Origin of the sequence: Bifidobacterium pseudocatenulatum DSM 20438 = JCM 1200 = LMG 10505, from assembly GCF_001025215.1 — a bacterium.
GTDB classification, from domain to species: domain Bacteria; phylum Actinomycetota; class Actinomycetes; order Actinomycetales; family Bifidobacteriaceae; genus Bifidobacterium; species Bifidobacterium pseudocatenulatum.
Genome location: NZ_AP012330.1, coordinates 755,279 through 775,038, shown reverse-complemented (window position 1 = coordinate 775,038; position 19,760 = coordinate 755,279). Strand labels below are relative to the sequence as shown.

The 19,760-nt window shown below is 57.3% G+C and carries 19 protein-coding genes; 10 read left to right on the top strand and 9 right to left on the bottom strand.

Features of this window, described 5'->3' with window-relative positions; translation table 11 throughout:
- Nucleotides 1-17 precede the first annotated feature (17 nt).
- A complete protein-coding gene (locus BBPC_RS03200; protein ID WP_004223655.1) occupies nucleotides 18-1,343 on the top strand; it encodes an amidohydrolase family protein in 1,326 nt (441 codons plus the stop codon).
- Between the two features lie 101 nt (nucleotides 1,344-1,444).
- On the opposite strand, the gene BBPC_RS03195 is transcribed toward BBPC_RS03200, so the two are convergent.
- Nucleotides 1,445-4,030 carry an ATP-dependent Clp protease ATP-binding subunit gene (locus BBPC_RS03195; RefSeq protein ID WP_004223653.1) on the bottom strand — a complete coding sequence of 862 codons (2,586 nt, stop codon included), beginning with the start codon at nucleotides 4,028-4,030 and terminating at the stop codon, nucleotides 1,445-1,447.
- A gap of 141 nt (nucleotides 4,031-4,171) precedes the next feature.
- Here BBPC_RS03195 and BBPC_RS03190 point away from each other — a divergent pair, with 141 nt between their 5' ends.
- Nucleotides 4,172-5,188 carry a universal stress protein gene (locus tag BBPC_RS03190; protein ID WP_004223651.1) on the top strand — a complete coding sequence of 339 codons (1,017 nt, stop codon included), beginning with the start codon at nucleotides 4,172-4,174 and terminating at the stop codon, nucleotides 5,186-5,188.
- 75 nt (nucleotides 5,189-5,263) lie between these two features.
- On the opposite strand, the gene BBPC_RS03185 is transcribed toward BBPC_RS03190, so the two are convergent.
- The 5 genes from BBPC_RS03185 to BBPC_RS03165 form a co-directional block, all read right to left on the bottom strand.
- The gene (locus BBPC_RS03185) at nucleotides 5,264-6,445 is read right to left on the bottom strand and encodes a DUF3027 domain-containing protein (RefSeq protein ID WP_004223649.1); all 1,182 of its coding nucleotides are present in this window, start codon (nucleotides 6,443-6,445) and stop codon (nucleotides 5,264-5,266) included.
- A gap of 3 nt (nucleotides 6,446-6,448) precedes the next feature.
- The gene (locus tag BBPC_RS03180) at nucleotides 6,449-6,838 is read right to left on the bottom strand and encodes a cold-shock protein (protein WP_003836539.1); all 390 of its coding nucleotides are present in this window, start codon (nucleotides 6,836-6,838) and stop codon (nucleotides 6,449-6,451) included.
- Between the two features lie 158 nt (nucleotides 6,839-6,996).
- Nucleotides 6,997-8,826, bottom strand: coding sequence for a HAMP domain-containing sensor histidine kinase (locus BBPC_RS03175; RefSeq protein WP_004223648.1), 1,830 nt, complete (start codon nucleotides 8,824-8,826; stop codon nucleotides 6,997-6,999).
- 11 nt (nucleotides 8,827-8,837) lie between these two features.
- Nucleotides 8,838-9,569 (bottom strand): response regulator transcription factor, encoded by a 732-nt coding sequence (locus BBPC_RS03170; protein ID WP_004223646.1) that lies wholly within the window; start codon nucleotides 9,567-9,569, stop codon nucleotides 8,838-8,840.
- Nucleotides 9,570-9,572: 3 nt separating this feature from the next.
- Entirely contained in the window at nucleotides 9,573-10,466 is an 894-nt protein-coding gene (locus BBPC_RS03165; RefSeq protein WP_033524287.1) for a TPM domain-containing protein, read from the bottom strand.
- Nucleotides 10,467-10,554: 88 nt separating this feature from the next.
- Here BBPC_RS03165 and BBPC_RS03160 point away from each other — a divergent pair, with 88 nt between their 5' ends.
- On the top strand, nucleotides 10,555-10,845 hold the full coding sequence (locus tag BBPC_RS03160; protein WP_022244912.1) for a WXG100 family type VII secretion target: 291 nt from the start codon (nucleotides 10,555-10,557) through the stop codon (nucleotides 10,843-10,845).
- 129 nt (nucleotides 10,846-10,974) lie between these two features.
- Here BBPC_RS03160 and groL read toward each other — a convergent pair whose 3' ends face one another.
- From groL to BBPC_RS03150, 3 genes are all read right to left on the bottom strand, one after another.
- Nucleotides 10,975-12,591 (bottom strand): chaperonin GroEL, encoded by a 1,617-nt coding sequence (groL, locus tag BBPC_RS03155; RefSeq protein WP_004223639.1) that lies wholly within the window; start codon nucleotides 12,589-12,591, stop codon nucleotides 10,975-10,977.
- A 118-nt stretch (nucleotides 12,592-12,709) separates the two neighbouring features.
- Complete coding sequence (locus tag BBPC_RS09780; RefSeq protein WP_155403260.1) at nucleotides 12,710-12,859, bottom strand: hypothetical protein; 150 nt, start codon at nucleotides 12,857-12,859, stop codon at nucleotides 12,710-12,712.
- A gap of 8 nt (nucleotides 12,860-12,867) precedes the next feature.
- A complete protein-coding gene (locus BBPC_RS03150; RefSeq protein WP_004219458.1) occupies nucleotides 12,868-13,554 on the bottom strand; it encodes a LytR C-terminal domain-containing protein in 687 nt (228 codons plus the stop codon).
- Between the two features lie 168 nt (nucleotides 13,555-13,722).
- Here BBPC_RS03150 and BBPC_RS09775 point away from each other — a divergent pair, with 168 nt between their 5' ends.
- Genes BBPC_RS09775 through BBPC_RS03115 form a run of 7 tightly spaced genes read left to right on the top strand, consistent with a single transcriptional unit; the run spans nucleotide 13,723 to nucleotide 19,640 of the window.
- Nucleotides 13,723-14,433 (top strand): uracil-DNA glycosylase, encoded by a 711-nt coding sequence (locus tag BBPC_RS09775; protein ID WP_004219460.1) that lies wholly within the window; start codon nucleotides 13,723-13,725, stop codon nucleotides 14,431-14,433.
- Nucleotides 14,434-14,451: 18 nt separating this feature from the next.
- On the top strand, nucleotides 14,452-15,519 hold the full coding sequence (locus BBPC_RS09770; RefSeq protein ID WP_022244914.1) for an AAA family ATPase: 1,068 nt from the start codon (nucleotides 14,452-14,454) through the stop codon (nucleotides 15,517-15,519).
- Entirely contained in the window at nucleotides 15,516-16,469 is a 954-nt protein-coding gene (locus BBPC_RS03135) for a DUF58 domain-containing protein (RefSeq protein WP_004219463.1), read from the top strand. The genes BBPC_RS09770 and BBPC_RS03135 overlap by 4 nt, the downstream gene beginning before the upstream one ends.
- The gene (locus BBPC_RS03130; protein ID WP_004219465.1) at nucleotides 16,466-16,993 is read left to right on the top strand and encodes a hypothetical protein; all 528 of its coding nucleotides are present in this window, start codon (nucleotides 16,466-16,468) and stop codon (nucleotides 16,991-16,993) included. Before BBPC_RS03135 ends, BBPC_RS03130 begins: the two co-directional genes overlap by 4 nt.
- Entirely contained in the window at nucleotides 16,994-18,061 is a 1,068-nt protein-coding gene (locus tag BBPC_RS03125; protein ID WP_004219467.1) for a VWA domain-containing protein, read from the top strand.
- Complete coding sequence (locus tag BBPC_RS03120) at nucleotides 18,058-19,077, top strand: vWA domain-containing protein (RefSeq protein ID WP_004219468.1); 1,020 nt, start codon at nucleotides 18,058-18,060, stop codon at nucleotides 19,075-19,077. The genes BBPC_RS03125 and BBPC_RS03120 overlap by 4 nt, the downstream gene beginning before the upstream one ends.
- Complete coding sequence (locus BBPC_RS03115) at nucleotides 19,074-19,640, top strand: DUF6466 family protein (RefSeq protein WP_226559783.1); 567 nt, start codon at nucleotides 19,074-19,076, stop codon at nucleotides 19,638-19,640. Before BBPC_RS03120 ends, BBPC_RS03115 begins: the two co-directional genes overlap by 4 nt.
- Nucleotides 19,641-19,760: the final 120 nt, after the last annotated feature.

The window sequence follows — 19,760 nt, the reverse complement described above, 5'->3', positions numbered from 1 at the left end:
TATTGGAAGGAGTGATTATGAGCACGCAACTGTTCATCAACGCACACATCGCCACCGGCATGCCGGGCAGCACCGCAGCCGAAACAGCGGCAATCCAAGATATTCTCGTCGAAGACGGCAAGTTCATCAGCATTGCACCCCATCTCAAAGCAACACTCGAAGCACAAGGCAAAGATATGGCGAGCGTGGAAGTCGTCGATTTGGGCGGAAAGCTGGTCTGTCCACCATTCTGCGACACCCATCTGCATCTTGATTACGTCTTTACCGCACGCAAGCCCGGCGCGGTGAACGAGTCAGGCACCCTGTTCGAAGGCATTCAGCGTTGGAGTGAAACCAAGGCAGATCTCACTGTCGACGAGATCAAGGAACGCGCGAAAATCGGCATCGCCAAGGAAATGCGTCATGGCGTGCAGTTCATTCGTTCGCACGCCGATGTGACCGACCCGAATCTTACCTCGCTCAAAGCTCTGCTGGAGCTTAAGGAGGAACTGAAAGATACTGTCACGCTGCAGATCGTCTCCTTCCCGCAGGAGGGCATGTACTCCTATGAAGGTCCTCATGGCGAATCCGGCGCGGATTTGGTTGAGGAAGGCCTGAAAATGGGTGCTGATTGCGTCGGTGGCATTCCGCATTTCGAGCAGTGCCGTGAGTTCGGCGAACGTTCCATGCACACCGTGGTCGAACTGGCTTCGAAGTACGACAAGCTCATCGACGTGCATTGCGACGAAACCGACGATCCAAACTCACGTTATCTTGAACTGCTGTCCGCACTCGCCTATCGCGCCGGTATCGGTTCGAAGACCACGGCAAGCCACACTTGCTCCTTGGGATCGGCCGACAATGCCTATTTCTTCCATCTGACCAAGCTGTTGAAGGCCGCACATATCAATTTCGCCTGCGCACCTACGGAAAATCTGTATCTGCAGGGGCGTCAAGACACGTTCCCGAAGCGTCGTGGCATCACGCGAGTCAAGGAGCTCACCGAAGCTGGGGTGAATGTGTCGCTTGGTCAGGATTCCATGCAAGATCCCTGGTATCCGGTCGGTAACGGCAATATGATGCTGATTCTCGATTATGTGCTGCATTTGGCACAGATGATGAGTTTTGAAGAGATCGATGATGCGTTGAAGTTCCTGACAGTCAACGGCGCAACCACGCTCGGCATGCGCGATTCGTATGGTCTTGAGGCAGGCAAGCCCGCAAACTTCATTGTGCTTGATGCTTCCAGCGTGTTCGACGCCGTATACGAGCGTTGCGAAGTGCTTCGCTCGGTACGAGAGGGTCGCACACTGTTCACCCGTAACACGTCAATCACTGCCGATCTCGATCTGCTGACACTGTAATTCGTCAAGTTTCGAAATACTTTCGGCATACGAAAGGCCTTGAAATCATTACATACGATTTCAAGGCCTTTCGTGTGTCGCGTTACTTACGCACCGATTGCTTATTCAACAGATTCTGCGGATTCCGTAAGTTCCGTCGATTCCGTCGATTCGGCAGGTGCCTCGGTTTCAGCTGCGACTTCACCTTCAGCAGGCTCCGTGTTTGGATCTTCGAACGCTTCACCGGTAAAGGTGAACTCGCCCAGGATGCCTTCGCCTTCCGCATCGACCTTCACGCGCTGGCCATCTTCGAGTTCGCCCATCAGGATCTTCTCCGAAATGGCGTCTTCGACATCGCGCTGAATCACGCGACGCAACGGACGCGCGCCCAACAGCGGGTCGAAGCCCTTCTGCGCGAGCAGATCCTTGGCAGCGTCGGTAAGCTCGAGCGACATATGGCGATCGAACAAGCGATCATTGAGCTGCTTGACGTCAAGATCGACGATCTGACGCACCTGCGGCTCGGTGAGCTGCTTGAACACGATGATGTCGTCCAGACGGTTCAGGAATTCCGGACGGAACTGCTGCTTCAGCTCCGCGGAAACCTGATCCTTCATGCGCTGGTAGCTCGACTCGGTGTTGGCACCCAAGTTGAAGCCGGTGTTGGCGGCCTTGGCGATGTCTCGCGTACCAAGATTGGTGGTCAGAATGATGATGGTGTTCTTGAAGTCCACCTTGCGGCCCTGGCCATCAGTCAGATGACCGTCATCAAGCACCTGCAGCAGCGTGTTGAAGATATCCGGATGGGCCTTTTCGATCTCATCGAACAGCACCACGGAGAACGGCTTGCGACGAACCTTCTCGGTGAGTTCGCCGCCCTCTTCGTAACCGACGTATCCCGGAGGAGCACCAAACAGGCGCGAAGCCGCATATTTCTCGGAGAATTCAGACATGTCGACACGAATCAGTGCGTCCTCGTCGTCAAACAGGAATTCGGCGAGCGTCTTGGCCAGCTCGGTCTTACCGACGCCGGTGGGGCCAGCGAAGATAAACGAACCGGACGGACGCTTCGGATCCTTCAAACCAACACGAGCACGACGGATGGAGCGGCTCAACGCGGACACGGCCTCGTCCTGGCCGATGATGCGCTTGTGCAACTCACTTTCCATGGTCATGAGCTTCTTGGACTCGGCCTGGGTGAGCTTGAACACCGGAATGCCGGTGGTCTGGGAAATCACTTCGGCGATGACATCCTCATCCACAACCATCTTCACATCGGATTCGCCCTCACGCCACGAAGATTCCTTCTGCTTGCGTTCGGCTTCCAGCTTCTCCTGCTTATCACGCAGCTCAGCGGCCTTTTCGAAGTCCTGGCCCTTGATGGCCTGGTCCTTCTCTTCGGCAAGCTTGGCGATCTTCGTGTCAAGTTCCTTAAGCTCCGGCGGAGCGGTCAGACGACGGATGCGCAGACGCGCACCGGCCTCATCGATCAGATCGATGGCCTTGTCTGGCAGATGACGGTCCTGAATGTAACGGCTCGACAGATCGGCCGCGGCCTGCAACGCACCATCGGTGATCGTCACATGGTGATGGTTCTCGTAACGCGAACGCAAGCCCTTAAGGATCTCGATGGTTTCGGCAATGCTCGGCTCATGCACCTGGATGGGCTGGAAACGACGTTCCAAAGCGGCATCCTTCTCGATGTACTTACGGTACTCGTCGGTGGTGGTGGCGCCAATGGTCTGCAGCTCACCTCGCGCGAGCATTGGCTTCAACATGTCGGAAGCGCCAAGAGCGCCATCTGCGGAACCAGCGCCCACAATGGTGTGGATCTCATCGATGAACAGCACGATGTCGCCGCGGGTCTTGATCTCCTTGAGCACCTTCTTCAGACGCTCCTCGAAATCGCCACGATACCGCGAGCCAGCCACCATGGATCCCAGATCCAACGAATAGACTTGCTTGCCCTTCAGCGTCTCCGGAACGTCGCCGGCATTGATCTTCTGCGCCAAGCCTTCGACCACGGCCGTCTTGCCGACACCCGGCTCGCCGATTAGCACCGGATTGTTCTTGGTACGGCGGCTCAGCACCACCATCACACGCTCGATCTCACTCGAACGCCCAATCACCGGATCAAGCTTGCCGGCGGCAGCTTCAGCGGTCAGATTGCGGCCGAACTGGTCAAGAATCGCGGAACCGGTCTGGTTGCGACGATCCTGCACGCCACCGGCATTGGCCAAATCGCCCTTGCCATCACCCTTGCCATCACCGGAATTGCCACGGATCAGGTCGATGGTGGCGCTGCGCAGCTCGCCAAGATTGACGTCCATCTTGATCAGCACCTGGGTGCCGACGCCTTCGCCTTCATGAATCAGACCGAGCAGGATATGCTCGGTGCCGATATAGCTGTGCCCCAGCTGCAACGCCTCACGCAGCGACAGCTCCAACACCTGCCTGGCATGCGGGGTGAAGGGAATGTGGCCGTTCGGCGTGGCATTCCCCTTACCGATCATCTCTTCGACCTGTTTGCGGGTGTCATCCAAGGTCACACCCTTTGAGGCCAGCGCCTTGGCTGCGACGCCGTCACCCTCACGAATCAGGCCAAGCAGCAGATGCTCGGTACCGATGTAGTTGTGCTGGAGGGTACGAGCCTCTTCCTGCGCCAGCACGATCACGCGCCGCGCACGGTCGGTAAACCGTTCGAACATGCTTGTCCTTCCACTCTTGTTAGTCCATCAACACTCTACCGATTCGCGATGACGTTTGTTTTCATCCGCGCGTAAATTGCGCTCTCGACGCAACGCAACGGATATGCTTGACATATAGCAACGACCAAGGAGGTCACCAAGATGAGCGACACCACCCTAAATGCAACCGAATCCGGGATGCTCGCAGATATCCGCTTGCACGACATCGTCGTCGGCGTCGACGGTTCCGACGAATCCTTCGCCGCATTACGCTGGGCGCTGAACGAGGCATCGCTTACCGGCCAGCAGGTCAATGCGGTGTTCGCATGGTCCCATTCCTGGGATATGGGCTCGGAACCGGAAGATGAAGAGCAGTGGGCCGAAGTCCGCCATGAGATCGCGCAACGGCTTCGCGACTGGGTTTCCAAAGCTTCGCAGGGCATGACCATCAATGAGGATCATGTCAAACTCACGTCGGTCAAGGCCACAGGAACGTCCGCATTGCTGGAGATCGGCAAGGATGCGCAGCAGATCGTAGTCGGACGCCGTTCACTCGGCAGAGTGGCACGCTGGTTCCTCGGCTCGCTTTCGGAATCGCTTGCCGAAGCCGCACAGGTTCCCGTTACCATAGTTCGCATTCTCGACGACGAGGAATCCAGCGTGCAGGATGCCATCGCCAACGCGCTTACGCCTTCGGAGAACACGGTGACGTACGATTTGCCCGGCTCCCCTCTGCCTAAGAACCAGCGGCCGATCGTGGTTGGCGTCGATGGTTCGGAAACCTCGCGACACGCCTTGCGATTCGCTATCGACCTGGCGGCTTTGCATCACGCTCCCCTGCAGGTGATGTTCTGCTGGCAGCTCAAGGATCTTGGCGTCATCGAGGGATATGAGAACGCCATAGCGCCGATTGCCGTCGGTCAGGAACGGGCGGAACGCATTCTTGACGAGCTGCTCGATTCGGTTGAGATTCCCACTGCCGGCATTCCCGACGATTTCCAGATCGAATCGCACGCCTTCCATATTTCCGCTGCGAAGGGGCTGATCGCGGCATCCCGTTACGCACGCCATCTAGTGGTCGGTTCCCGTGGATTGTCCGGCTTGGACGCGCATTTCCTTGGTTCCGTCTCCAAGCAAATCGTCAATTTCGCCGACTGCACCGTCACTGTCGTGCACTAAACCTTTGAGGATATGAAAGAAGTCCGCTTCCTTACATAGGGAACGGACTTCTTTCATATCCTCGATAAGACAGGATTACTCAGCTTCCGGAGCGTTTTCCTCTGCAGTGTCCGTTTCCTCGGCTTCGGTGGGTTCCGCATCCGTCGCTTCATCCTCTTCGGATTCGACGATAACCGGCTCTTCGTCATCGCTCAAATCAACGGTGGATTCCACCTCCGGCTCATCCTGCTGGGCCGTATGTTCGAGCACTTCCTCCTGATTCGCATCATCATCCACGGTATTGGCTTCGATATCGGCTTCGGAGGCTTCTTCCTCATCGTTCGGATTGCCGTCTTCATTCACCGACAGCTGCTCGATCAGTTCGACGGAACCGCGTTCATCACGCGGCGCCTGCGCGATGATATCGATATGCAGGTCGTCAAATGCAGGTTTCGACTGCACCCACAAGTGAGACGGTTCCGGCGGCTCGATTTCGGAATGTTCGCCACAGCCATGGTCGATGGATACAACACGACCGTCATCAGGACTCCACTTGTTAGCGCACACGCCGAACAGAAGATTCAGTTCGCCTTTCAGAGGAATGAAGAATCCGCACGTCGAGCATGGATTGCCATCCGATGTTTTGGTGGACAACGATTTCGGTCCGCGCGGTCCCTCATACCAGCGTTTCGCGGTCTGGGAACGGCCCAAAGGCGTGAGCACGTGCCTGCGGGACAGATCGAATTCCTCAACCGCCTCGTCGATGTCCTCTTCGGAGGTCACCGATGCTACGGCATTCTCGTCTTGCGAACCGTCAACCACGTCAGCGTCCGCTCCGGCATTGTCGCCGCCGTCCGCCGCTTCGACGGTCTGCACATCGTCGGAAACGCTTTCGGCAGACTCAACGGGCTCAGTTCTGCGGAACCCCTCTTCCATACGTGGATCATCGGGATCGGTGCCGATCGAATCGGTCACCGCCAAATCGGTCGGTTCAAGACGATCCTTCCATGGAATCCATTCCGGTGGGCGCAACGCCTTGTCGGTAGGCACCAGCGATGACTCATTGACCGTCCAATGGTCCAACTCAGCATCGCGATACAACGTCACCGACCACTGCCATCCCTCATACCCACGTATGCAGGTTTCAAAACGAAAATCAGTAACGTTGTCTCCCAAGTCGATGGCTTCGACGAAGTCACCGACTTGGCCATCCTCATCGGCGACTTCGATGGCCACCGCCTGGGCGATCGCCTTGGGATCCATTGTGGTATCGGACATGAATTATTCCTGTACGTCGAAGTTATCGGCCACGGCACGCATCAGCGTGGCCAGTTTCTTGCTTTCAGCCGGAGATGGATAATGGTGGCGGCGCAACTGGTTCCCCGCGGAATCCAGCAACTTGATAAGATCCTCCACAATGGCGGCCATATCATCCGGCTTCGGTCGAGTTGCTTTGACCAGAGACGGCGCGGATGCCACAAGGGTGAGGCCCATTGCCTGCGGACCACGGCGGCCCTCCACCACGGAATACTCGACTTTTGCACCCTTACGCAACGTCTTCACGCCCTCCGGCAGGGCGGCTGCAGGCAGGAACACATCGGCACCCTGCTCGTTCTGAATAAAACCATAGCCTTTGTTCGCATCGAACCAACGAACGCGTCCGCTAGGCATTGTCACCTCACTCTTACGTAATCCACATACCTTCAGGCGAACGAAAGAACAATCGTCCGCCGATTACAAATCAAAGATACAGTTTAGCGCAAGAGGTGGGATATGTAACCATCTCTTGCGCCAACAATCGTCAGATCATGCCTTTTTGCATGTTTGCATCATTGTTTTTTCGGCCTGCGCCCACGCTTGTCGACCTTGCGTTCGTCACTGGTCTGCGCCAACGGACGTGGTTCCACAGGAGCCACCGGAAGCACTACCGTCAGTGTCAATCCAGTCCCGTCACTGCCGGAAGCGCAGATGAAACCATGGTGTGCCTTGACCACGGACTGGGCGATCGCCATGCCGAGACCCGTACCGCCCTTCTGTCGTGCTCTGGACGGATCCGCCGTGTAGAACCGTTCGAAGATCTTCGAGCGTGCATCTGCGGGAACGCCGGGACCATGATCGCTGAATCGCACAATTGCGTAATTCATGCCGACTTGCATGGATTGCCCCACCTCGATGGCCTCGATAAAGTGATGCAACGACTGCTCGTTGGATGGCATGCGAGACAATGATTCCGGGCTGATGGACGCCGGAAGCACGCCCATGGACACTTCAACCGGGGAATCGGCCGGCGTGTACCGATGGATGTTGCCCACAATGTTCGTGACCACCTGACGCAAGCGTGATGCATCGCCGGTCAACGTGATGTCCGGCATGGTTCCCGGCTGGAAGGCGAGACGCGAAGGATGTTCCATATCCGATCCCGCCTGCAATACCACCTGGCCGCAGGTGATGCCACGATCCGGGTCGAGCGCGTGCAGATCATCAGCCGCATCATTGACCACGGAAGTCAGCTTCACCTGCTGGGTGATATCGATGCCACGTCCTTCATCCAACCGCGCCAATGACAGCAAATCCTCGACAAGCACCGTCATACGCGCACTGGACGCTTCTATATGTTCAATGGACTCATCGGCACGTTCCAATGCTCCGGGCATGTCACGCTGCATTTTGTACAACTCCGCATATCCGTGAATCGCGGCAAGCGGAGTACGCAGCTCATGGCTGGCATCGGAAACGAACCGTTTCATCTTCTCGGTCGTTTCCTCCTGCGCGTGGAAGCTTTCCTCAATACGCGTCAGCATGGTGTTCAGCGACATGGACAGCGATCCGACTTCCGTATTTTCCGGCAAATCGGGAACACGTTGGCTCAAATCCCCTGCCGCAATCTTCGCAGCGGTCTTCTCGATACGTTTCAGCGGAGCAAGCGTGCTTTGCACGACGATGGTACCAAGAATGGCGCCGATCAACACCACCGCGATGCCGACCATGGCACAGAACCGCGTCAACGTGTTGGACGTGTCGATCTGGTCACTCAGCGACAATCCGATGAACACGACGCCGCTGTCTTTGACCTGCCCCGTTTTGGTTTTCTCGCTCCAAGGCAGCGCCACAACACGCCACGGCGACTGTGCGGCCTGCATGATGGCATGATCCGGCACCCTGCTGGTGGTAACGTGCACCACCGCCTGTGTGGTGAACGGCTCTCCGAGCGTGACCCCGTCGATACTGCCGTCGGAAGGCAGACTCGGCTCGGACACCACGCCCTCACGGAGCATAGGCACCGACCCAGCGCCGGTACGCTTGTATTCGCTGTCCCGCACCTCGACATAATACGTGTTCACCAAGCTCCGGCCATCCTCGCTCGTGGTGCTGTCCAGCGAATCCATGCTATTGAAAATCATCTGCGCCTGATTCACCAACTGCGTGTCGGTTTTCTGTAGCAGATAATTGCCCACAAGCGTGCGAATGGAAAAGGAAATGCCGATAGTGCCAATGGTCAACAACACAATGATGCAAGTGACCAGCTTGGTGCTTAACGGAATGGCCTGCACCTTCCTGCCGATCCGCCGATGCCAAGGCACACGTTGCGGACGCGGCTGGCCGCCGTTCTTCTGCGTGTTCTGCGGGTCAGCCGACGGCTGACGGGTATCCTGACTCATCGCGGGACCGTTTAGTTCTTCGGCGCACGAATCATGTAGCCGATGCCACGCTTCGTTTCGATAAGCGGAGCCACCTTGTGCTTCTCGCCGTTCTCATCCTCCACCGTAAGTCCGTCGACCTTCTTGCGCAGATATGAAATGTACGATTCAACAATCGCGGCGTCCCCGCCCCAATCGTACTGCCACACATGATCCAAAATCTGCGCCTTCGAGAGCACACGCCCCTCGTTATCCATCAAATAACGCAGCAACTTGTATTCGGTGGGGCTCAAATCGATCGGCTGTCCGGCACGGGACACATCATGCGAATCCTCATTGATCTCCAGATCCGCGACACGGATAATCGGATCATCCTCAACCTGCTCCTGGGTACGGCGCAGAATGGCACGGATTCGCGCAACGACCTCCTCAAGACTGAACGGCTTGGTCACATAGTCGTCACCCCCCACGGTCAAACCCATGACCTTGTCTTGAGTATCATCGCGAGCCGTCAAATACAGCACCGGCGTAGTGATGCCTTCCTGACGGATACGACGGGTCACCGTGAAACCGTCGATATCCGGAAGCATCACATCAAGCACAATCAAATCAGGCTGTATTTTCTCGATGACTTCGATGGCTTCAGATCCCGAAGCCGCGGTATTCACTTCAAAACCCGCAAAATGCAAGGATGCCACCAACAGCTCACGGATGGACGGTTCGTCGTCAACAACGACAATGGATGCTTCAATAGGCTTGCTCATGCTTTAAGCATCACTCTGTTCACTGGATGTTTCCTGAACGGATTCTGAGTCTTCCTTTGACGTCTGCCCTCCATCATGCGCTTCAACGGACAGCTCACCATCGACACTCCACGCCTTCACCGGCTCGGAACGCACAGTAATCGCGGCATGCCTTCCCGCATGCTTGCGCACCTTGCGCTTGATGATGCCACGCTTGCGCAGAATATGGAACACCACCATAATCACAATCAGCAGCACCAGCACGGCTATCATGCCGCCAACACCCAACAGCACGGTCTGCGACGACGTCGAGGTCTTCTTCTGCACCGCAATCTGATCCATCATATCGGTTGCGGATTTCGACCAATCCGGAGTGCTTTCCATCAAAGGTTTCTGCGCAGCATCGGAAAGCGCATCGACCGTCGACTTCTTCTTCAACCATTCGTCGGAATTCGACGAAACGGCAACCACGAGATTGCCATCGTTCGAAGCGACCGCCAGCAAAACCGTATTCGGTTTCGGATCAAGCGATTCCAACAGCGCGCTCGCCCATTTTGCAGGTTTTTCTTCGGTGTTGAAACTTGCCAGGTACAGCAAATGCACGGTGACGCCCGTTTCCTGCTTTGTCGCGCTGATGGCATCCGTGATCTCGGCGACGTTTGATCCGAGCAGATTCTCAGTGTCGGTGATATTTTCCGTGGCCGTGATTCCGGTGCCCGTATTGTCTTCCGCGCTGCCGACGGGAGTTATCCACAACATCATCGCACAACACAACAGCATAGAAAGAAGCATGCAAGCCGCTACATTCCAACGATTTCTGAAGTTTTGCCGTTGTCGCGACACACCGATTGGGCACATTTTCGCACATCCTCCGACCACAACCCTGGTTTTTTCATTCATCGCGTTCACTGTTGCCATACAGTCCACATTACCGTTCAGATACGTCAAGTGCGAGAGAACGGTACCAACCGAGCACACAAAAGTACCTGGCAACGAAAGGATCATCATGGCACAGTTTCAGGTGGACAGCGAGCAGATTCAATCCTCGAGCGCGGCGGTAAACGCCTCCATCCAAGCGATACGTCAGTCGGTGCAGGGCATGTACGCCAATCTCAACAATCTGCAGAGCGTCTGGAGGGGCGGAGCGGCCACACAGTTCAATGCGGTGGCGGAACAATGGCGTGCCGCCCAACAGCAGATGGAGCAGTCGCTCGAATCGATTCAGCATGCGCTGACGCAGGCATCCGCACTGTATGCGGAAACCGAAATGCAGGCATCGCGTCTGTTTGCGCAGTAGCGGCGGTACTTCCGACACAATCAAAGCAATAGCTGGCGCAAACAAAAAGTGGAGCCCGCGTCCACTATGGGAAACGGACTCCACTTATAGCTTTTTGCTTATGCCGTCAGGCTTTGCCAAACCGTTGGATCAGTAGCCCATGTCAGCGCCAGCGGCCGGAGCGGCTGCCGGCGGTTCCGGCTTGTTGGCCACAACAGCCTCGGTGGTCAGGAACAGACCAGCGATGGAAGCTGCGTTCTGCAGAGCGGAACGGGTGACCTTGACCGGGTCGGTGACGCCGGCGGCCAGCAGGTCCTCATACTCGTTGGTGGCTGCGTTCAGGCCCTGGCCGTCAGGCAGGGAACGAACCTTGTCGATCACCACGTCGCCGGACAGTCCAGCATTTTCGGCGATCTGCTTGATCGGGGCTTCGATGGCGCGGAACACGATCGCGGCACCGGTTGCCTCGTCGCCTTCGAGCTTGACATCGCTCTCGGCCTTGGCTGCAGCCTGGACCAGAGCGACACCGCCGCCCGGCAGCAGGCCTTCTTCGATGGCGGCCTTGGCGTTGCGCACGGCATCTTCGATGCGGTGCTTGCGTTCCTTGGCCTCGACTTCGGTGGCAGCGCCAACCTTGATGACGGCAACGCCGCCAGCCAGCTTGGCCAGACGCTCCTGCAGCTTCTCACGATCGTAGTCTGAATCGGTGTTGGCGATTTCGGCACGGATCTGAGCCACGCGGGCAGCCACGTCTTCCTTGGAGCCGCCGCCGGCCACGATGGTGGTCTCGTCCTTGGAGACGATGACCTTCTTGGCGGTGCCGAGCACGGACATGTCGACGGAGTCGAGCTTGAGGCCGAGTTCGTCGGACACAACCTGGGCGCCGGTCAGGATGGCCATATCCTGCAGCATGGCCTTACGGCGATCGCCGAAGCCCGGAGCCTTGACGGCGCAGGACTTGAAGGTGCCGCGGATGTTGTTCAGAATCAAGGTCGGCAGAGCCTCGCCATCAACGTCTTCAGCGATGATCAGCAGCGGCTTGCCGGTCTTCATGACCAGCTCGGCGATGTGCACGACGTCCTGCTGAGAGCTCACCTTGCCGGAGGTCAGCAGGATGTACGGCTCTTCGAGCACTGCGGTCTGATCTTCGGCGTTGGTCACGAAGTACGGAGCGATATAGCCCTTGTCGAAACGCATGCCTTCGGTGAAGTCCAGATCCAGGCCGAAGCGGTTGTTGTCCTCAACGGTCACGACGCCGTCCTGGCCAACCTTGTCAAGAGCTTCGGCGATCTTCTCGCCGACTTCCGGATCGGCGGCGGAAATCGTTGCGGTAGCAGCGATCTGATCCTTGGTCTCAACGTCCTTGGCAGCTGCGATAAGCTCCTTGACGATGGCTTCGGAAGCCTTCTCGATACCACGACGCAAAGCGATCGGGTTGGAGCCGGCGGTGACGTTCTTCAGGCCTTCGTGCACCAGGGACTGGGCGAGCACGGTTGCGGTGGTGGTGCCGTCGCCAGCGACGTCATCGGTCTTCTTGGCGACTTCCTTGACCAGTTCGGCGCCGATGCGCTCGTACGGGTCGTCCAGGTCGATTTCCTTGGCGATGGAGACACCATCGTTGGTGATGGTCGGAGCGCCGTAGGTCTTGTCGAGGACCACGTTGCGGCCCTTCGGACCGAGGGTGACCTTGACGGTATCAGCGAGCTTGTCGAGGCCCGCGAGCATTCCTTGACGAGCTTCGTCGTCGTATGCAATGATCTTTGCCATTGTTCCTCCACATATGGCTACACGGTATTATTCCCACCTTCGAAGCGAAGAACGCACCAGCCGTCAGCTGCCAGTTATCACTCTCGCTCCTCGAGTGCTAATTGGCAGATTAGCACTCTCAGGCCGAGAGTGCCAAACTCCATGTCGCCAGTTGCGCTGTAAGCAAGAAGAATTGTTCGTCTAAATAAGCCATCAACGTTGGAATTCCAAGGAAAACAAAAAAGCCTTGTTCTTGGGGAAAAGAACAAGGCTTTTTTGTTTCGCTCACGGCGTTTTTCAGTCAAGCAACACCACAACGATTGGCGTGACGAGTCCATCGCTTTGCTGCACATTCGAAATTCCCAGCGTCTGTGCGACGTTTTCGGCGGTCGCCTTATCGGTCTCGTTCTGATACCAGACCACGGTCTGCGAAGGAACGTTTCCCGTCGGATTGCTGGCAGAAACACTGGTATACCCGGCTTGGGTCAGCACGTCGGCCTTGCTTTGCGCATAACCGGTGATATTCGTCGCGTTCACGACGCGAACCTCAGTACCCGTGTTCACAGCCTGCTGCGCAGTGGCGTTATCCGTCTGCTCGGCATTCTGGCCGGCATTCTGGTCGGCGTTCTGATCATTTTGCTGCGAGTCGGTCGGCGAATCGGCATTGGATGCGTCCGTCTTATTGCCGGAAGCGGAGTCGGATTGGGACTTGGACTTGCTCTCGCCGCTCTTGCTCTTTTCGGCGCTTGAAGTAGTCGAACTCTCCTGCGACGACCACGGCATCTTCAGATTGTTGATCTCACCTGAATAAATGCTCCAGAACAGCAAACCAGCAAGCAGCGCCACAATGATGACAATGACGTACGGCATGGCCCGGGACGCCGCGGAACGCGCGCCACGGTGAACACCCATAGGTCCCGCCGGAGGATTGTCGTACACATCCTTCTCGTAGGAATCGTAGGTCTCCTTGTCCTGCTTAGCCATATTGCAAACCTCGTTTCTCACACACTTATCTGCCAAGTGTACCGACCACCTCAGTCAGAACACAATCGAGCCGCATTCCCACCCCTATTCCGAACGTTCGTGAAACCATCCCGTGAAAACCAAACCACCCCTGTCATCAGGACCGCAACACGTCGTACAGTAAGGTGCATGACACAATCGAACATCAAGCCGTTGAAAGATCTCGTGGAGCCCGGATGGGCGAATGCCCTCGCCGAGGTCGAGCCACAGGTGCACCGCATGGGCGATTTCCTTCGAGGCGAAATCGCAGCCGGACGCCGGTATCTTCCCGCCAGCGCGAACATTCTGCGCGCCTTCACCATCCCATTCGACAGCATCAAGGTGCTTATCGTGGGCCAAGACCCCTACCCAACCCCCGGTCATCCGGTGGGACTGAGCTTCTGCGTGGCGCCCGATGTCCAGCCCATTCCTCGTAGTCTGACCAATATATACAAGGAGCTGACGGATGACCTCGGCGTACCCATGCCCACGAACGGCGATCTGACGCCTTGGACGAATCAAGGCGTCATGCTGCTCAACAGATGCCTGACCGTCGAAGCGGGCAAGCCCGGCAGCCATCAGGACAAGGGGTGGGAGATCGTTACCGACGCGGCGATCAAAGCGCTTAACAACCGCCGCAATCCCGATGGCAGCATCAAACCCTTGGTCGCCATCCTGTGGGGGCGCAAGGCGCAGACGCTGGGACCGCTGCTCACCAACGCATATATTATCGCCTCACCTCATCCGAGTCCTATGTCCGCGCGATACGGATTCTTCGGTTCAAAACCGTTCTCCCGCGCCAACCAAGCGCTCATCGCCGCAGGCGAGAAGCCTGTGGACTGGTCCCTCCCGTCAGCTTGACCCGTTACAGTAGCAACTATGGCTTTATTCCCTCCGAAGAATCCGGTACCGACACCAACCCCCGTTCCAATGCCGGCCGTCACCAAACCGAGCACGTTGCCCCCAGAGGACATCAACCGGGCGAAACAGCTCGGCACGTGCATCCGCGCACGCTTCGCGCAGACCCTAGTTGGACAGGACAACCTGCGTGAATCGCTGATCACCACGCTGGTGGCAGGCGGACATATTCTCATCGAATCCGTACCGGGTCTGGCCAAGACCACGGCCGCGCAGACGCTGGCGACTTCCGTGTCCGGATCGTTCAAGCGAGTGCAATGCACGCCTGATCTGATGCCATCCGATCTGGTGGGCACCCAGGTCTTCGATTTCGCGACGCAGAAGTTCTCCACGCAGATCGGCCCGATCCACGCCAACTTCGTGCTGCTCGACGAAATCAACCGTTCAAACGCAAAAACCCAATCGGCCATGCTTGAAGCCATGGCCGAAGGAGCCACCACCATCGGCGGCCAGTGCATCGCACTGCCGAAACCGTTCATGGTCATCGCTACACAGAATCCAATCGAGGAGGAAGGCACGTTCAACCTTCCTGAGGCGCAAATGGACCGTTTCATGATGAAAGCCGTCATGACGTATCCGACCGCGCAGGAGGAACAGCGCATGCTCACCATGCTCACCCACCGCGGCTCCGACACTTTTGATTCACGAACGCTCACCGGTGACGTCGTGTCCATCAGCGATGTCGAATTCCTGCGCGCCGCGGCCCGTCGCGTGCATGTGTCCGACGCAATCATGAAATACGCGGTCGATATCACTGCCACATCCCGAGGAGCCGGCACCAAGCCGGTGCAGGGATTGTCCACACTAGTGCGTCTCGGAGCCTCGCCACGCGCGTCCATCGCGCTGACTCGCATCGGACAGGCCAACGCGTTGATGCAAGGCCGCGACTATGTGATTCCGGAAGACGTCAAAGCCTTCACACATGAAGTGCTTCGCCACCGCATCCTGCTCACGTTCGAGGCCCTTGCCGACGGCGTCACCAGCGATCAGGTCGTGGACTCGATCGTTCAGGCGGTTCCCGTTCCATGATCGACGCAATTCGTTCCGAAGATCCGATCCGCAGTAAGATCGAAGCCCTCGGAACCACGTTGAGCCTGCCGACTGTTCGCAAGGCGCTCGGTGTTCTTGAGGGTGCGCACGCATCAGACAAGCGTTTCGGCGCCGACGATGTCATGGATATCCGCATCTATGAGCCTGGAGACGAGGCAAAACGGATTGATTGGAAGACCAGCGCCCGTGTGGGCCGCCCCATGGTGGTGCAGCGCGAACGCCCATCCACTTCACGCGCCTGGCTTTTGCTCGATGTCGGACAGGAAATGACCGGTACCTGCGTTTCCGGCGAACAGGTTCATCAGGTCGCAGCCAACGCCCTATGCATGTTCGCGGCGCTCAGCCTGCGTCGTGGTGACGAAGTGTCCATAGTATTCGGCGATTCAGGCTCGATCACCCGTGTGCCATTCAATGGCGGACTTACGCAATTCGAACAGACGTTGGACAATGCGCTGCAGCGTGATTGGAACAAACCTCGCAATATCGACGCTTTGCTGGAGTACGCCCGTCGCATTCGCGACAGAGATGCGTTGGTGGTGATCGCCACCGATGAGCACGCACTTAAGGAACGTCACGTGGAGTCCATTCGCAGGATCGCAAGGACCCATCCGATGGTGCTCATCGATGTCGCAACCATTAATCCGTTCGACAATAGCCATGCGCGCGACGTATTCGACGCGGGCAGCGACCGCCGCATTCCGGCATTCCTGCGCACCGGCAAAACGGCGCAGGAGGTTCGCACGCATCGCGAATATCTGTCCGCGTCCATCAGACATGAGCTGAATCGTTGCGGTTCCACAGTGATCCGTGCCGATTCAAGCGAACGTATGTTCCGGGAATTCGTACGGATGGTATCCGCATCCCTATCTCGCTCCACACGCAATCAGCTCAAAGCACCGTCCTCACTCACCTTGGGAGGCAAAGCATGAATCACATCGCCTTGTCTCGCAACGATTTCGACACACTGGACCCGATTCATATCGAAACGGGGCTGGGCATCGTTGTCGCGGTATGCCTCATCCTTGCCGTGGCACTTGTCGTCTTGGTGGTATGGCTGTCGAAACCAACTCTCAAGCCAACGAAGAAGACCAATCGCGGACGTCACGACGCATCGACGGGCACGTCGATATGGCATGAACGCATCAACGATGTGGTGGACCGTCATGCCAACGGCGATCTCGGAAGAGAGGAAGCGTTCGCCCTGCTCGCATCGATCGCCAGAGATTTCGTCTCCACGGCCACCGGCAGCGATGTGCGCAATCAGACGCTCACCGATATTGAAGCGACACCTCGCACGACCGGCAACCAGCATGGGCTCACCCTGCTCAGGCAGACCATCGAGGCATTGTATCCGCCGGAATTCGCGGATGCCGAACGCAATCACACGGCCAGAGAGGCCACGGTTGAACAGGCTGGAGAGTGGGTTGCCAATCTTGTGGAAAGGTGGCGATGAATGGAATTGTCATGGCACTGGCCGTGGGTAGGCCTTGCAGGCCTGATTGCGTCATTGGCCGTCATCGCCATCATGGTATTGGCGTCCGCAAAACGCAGGCATAACGACTCAGGATCCGTGCGGACGTTCAGTTTGGATGACGATCTCAACACCGAAACCGCATCGAGATTATTTCGGCAGTGGCGCACCATGTCACGTGCCGCCGTCGTTCTGTTGGTGATGGCACTGGTGCTGGCGATAGCGCTGGTGGCACGCCCCAGCACCGTGGATGAGGGAGAGGAGCGTGCGAGCAGCCGCGACATCGTGCTGTGCTTGGACGTATCTGGTTCGGCGTTGCCATACGACCGCGAAGTGATCGATACCTACCGCACATTGGTGGACAATTTCAAGGGCGAGCGCATCGGATTGAGCATTTTCAATTCCACGTCACGTACCGTGTTTCCGTTGACCGACGATTACGAATTGGTGTCCGAACAGCTCGACAAGACCAGCACGATACTGAAAGGCGTCGAATCGCAGGATGATATCGACAAGATGAAAGACAGCGATTACCAAGCGATTTCCGACTGGCTGGAAGGTACGCAGAATCGTAAAGAGGCCACTTCCCTGATCGGCGACGGCGTGGTGAGTTGCGCAGCCATGCTGCCAGGTTTCGCCTACGGCAGTTCCAACGCCGAGACCGCATCCCGTCAACGTGCCGCTTCCATTGTGCTCGCCACCGACAATGTCGTTTCCGGAGATCCGACATACACGCTTCAGGAGGCTCTTGACCTGACCAAACAGGCGGAAATCACCGTGGACGGACTGTTCTCCGGACCGCAGCAAAGCGAATCGGAACAGACGACCAAACAGTTCGAATCCGAAATCGAATCGCATGGCGGCGTGTTTCTCACGCAATCGAACGGCGCTTCCGTGGCTGAGCTGGTCAAGCAAATCGAATCGCGGCGCAACCATGACAGCGCGGCAAGCAGCAAGGCCGCAATATCGGACGCACCGGGATGGTGGACGCTGGCATTGGCAGTGGCGATAGTGATTTGGCTGCTCTTGGCTTGGAGGTTGAGGCGATGACCAATCTGACGCTCTCCCCTGCTTTGGGATGGCCTTTAGGCACGGCGATCTGCGTGATCATGCTGGTTTGCGCAGTCGCGCAGATTGTGCTTCATATCCGTAGACGCAGCCAAAGCGATGAAACCGTCTGGGCTTGCGCAAGACGATCGATGATTTGTGCGCTGGTGGCCATCATGGCATTGACGCCAAGCATCGTCTCGTCCACGAACAGCCGTGCGATTAACACCACCGATGTGGTGGTGGCGGTAGATGTGACCGGTTCCATGGCGGTCGCGGACGCGCAGTATGGTTCCGACGAACAGCTCAGCCGCTTGGATGTTGCCAAGCAGGCGGTGAAGGATATTGCCGCCATGTATCCGAATTCCAGTTTCGCGGCATTGCGATTCGGCGCTTCGGGAACGTTGGATGTTCCGTTGACGCCTGATTCGAAGGCGATCGATAATTGGGCGGACACGCTTGCACCGGAATCGACTTCCATTTCGGCCGGTTCGACCTTGGATGTGCCGATTGACCAGTTGTTGCTCACATGCAAGTCGATTCACGATCAGCATCCCGATGATGCGATCGTGCTGTACCTGATTTCGGATGGCGAGCAGACCTCGTCGAAAACACGCCGAACGTTCTCATCGTTGCGACGCTACCTTTCCGATGCGTTCACCGTCGCCGTGGGCAGCGAGCAGGGAGGCAATATCCCCGTGACCGGCGATGGCGTAGAGGAAGGCGACACGCAATGGGTCACCGATCCGGAAACCGGCGAGCCTGGCGTGTCCCGTATGAATGCCGACGAAATGAACGCCATCGCCGACGAGCTCAGTGGAACCGCCATCCAGCTCAATGCCACGACGACCATGAGTGGCGGGGATTCCAAAGAGGCATCCAGCAAATGGCGTGTCACGCAGACATCCAAGCAACGCACAAGAACCGTCGCCATGGTCTGGCCGTTCGCCATTGCCGTAGCGCTGCTGCTGACGTTCGAGGCCGGGGCATGGATCACGCAATCAAGGAGGCTGCTGTGAGCACAACCGTTACAGCGCGTGCATCGCTGCCCGTTCGCATCGCCATCGCCGTCATCGCAGCCATATCGGTTATTGTGGGCGTGCTTGGCATAGTGAATCTCGCATCCGTCAGCAACTACAACCAGGCCACGGACAGTCTGAATGCGAATATCAAAGCCAGCCAACAGCAAGACGCCGATTTCGACAAATTGCAGACCCAACAGCAGCAGACCGACGCGCAATTCCGTGAAGCTGGCGCGGCCGGCATGTTGTTGCTGCCAAACGTACGCACATCCATCGAGCATAATGCCGAAGTTTCGGCAAAACTGACCGAATCCATACGCAAGAAAATCGAAGAGATGCAGCATGCCGACGGCACCGAGGCCGACACAGCCATCGAAGGTGGGCAATCCGTCACCGATGGAGGCCAAGGCAACGGAGGAACCTTGACTGACGAGCAGCGTCAGAAGGTGGAGGAGCTTCTGGCCCAGAACGCACAGTCCGCCCAGTCCGATTCCGATGATTCCGGTTCGGCGGCCAAGCAGGATTCCAACCAAACATCTTCGCCCGCAAAACCCTGGTAAGGGGGCTTATTTCAGGAAGTTATCCACAGGCATGTCGGCGTGTTTTTGTTGATTTTTCAACGATGACACGCCGACATCGTGCTTTTCGCCCGTCCTCCGACCACAAGCCTTGTTCGCCGG

Coding starts and splice junctions, on each gene's coding strand:
- BBPC_RS03200 (WP_004223655.1), top strand. CDS start 18: ATGAGCACGCAACTGTTCATCAACGCACACATCGCCACCGGCATGCCG.
- BBPC_RS03195 (WP_004223653.1), bottom strand. CDS start 4,030: ATGTTCGAACGGTTTACCGACCGTGCGCGGCGCGTGATCGTGCTGGCG.
- BBPC_RS03190 (WP_004223651.1), top strand. CDS start 4,172: ATGAGCGACACCACCCTAAATGCAACCGAATCCGGGATGCTCGCAGAT.
- BBPC_RS03185 (WP_004223649.1), bottom strand. CDS start 6,445: ATGTCCGATACCACAATGGATCCCAAGGCGATCGCCCAGGCGGTGGCC.
- BBPC_RS03180 (WP_003836539.1), bottom strand. CDS start 6,838: ATGCCTAGCGGACGCGTTCGTTGGTTCGATGCGAACAAAGGCTATGGT.
- BBPC_RS03175 (WP_004223648.1), bottom strand. CDS start 8,826: ATGAGTCAGGATACCCGTCAGCCGTCGGCTGACCCGCAGAACACGCAG.
- BBPC_RS03170 (WP_004223646.1), bottom strand. CDS start 9,569: ATGAGCAAGCCTATTGAAGCATCCATTGTCGTTGTTGACGACGAACCG.
- BBPC_RS03165 (WP_033524287.1), bottom strand. CDS start 10,466: ATGGCAACAGTGAACGCGATGAATGAAAAAACCAGGGTTGTGGTCGGA.
- BBPC_RS03160 (WP_022244912.1), top strand. CDS start 10,555: ATGGCACAGTTTCAGGTGGACAGCGAGCAGATTCAATCCTCGAGCGCG.
- groL (WP_004223639.1), bottom strand. CDS start 12,591: ATGGCAAAGATCATTGCATACGACGACGAAGCTCGTCAAGGAATGCTC.
- BBPC_RS03150 (WP_004219458.1), bottom strand. CDS start 13,554: ATGGCTAAGCAGGACAAGGAGACCTACGATTCCTACGAGAAGGATGTG.
- BBPC_RS09775 (WP_004219460.1), top strand. CDS start 13,723: ATGACACAATCGAACATCAAGCCGTTGAAAGATCTCGTGGAGCCCGGA.
- BBPC_RS09770 (WP_022244914.1), top strand. CDS start 14,452: ATGGCTTTATTCCCTCCGAAGAATCCGGTACCGACACCAACCCCCGTT.
- BBPC_RS03135 (WP_004219463.1), top strand. CDS start 15,516: ATGATCGACGCAATTCGTTCCGAAGATCCGATCCGCAGTAAGATCGAA.
- BBPC_RS03130 (WP_004219465.1), top strand. CDS start 16,466: ATGAATCACATCGCCTTGTCTCGCAACGATTTCGACACACTGGACCCG.
- BBPC_RS03125 (WP_004219467.1), top strand. CDS start 16,994: ATGGAATTGTCATGGCACTGGCCGTGGGTAGGCCTTGCAGGCCTGATT.
- BBPC_RS03120 (WP_004219468.1), top strand. CDS start 18,058: ATGACCAATCTGACGCTCTCCCCTGCTTTGGGATGGCCTTTAGGCACG.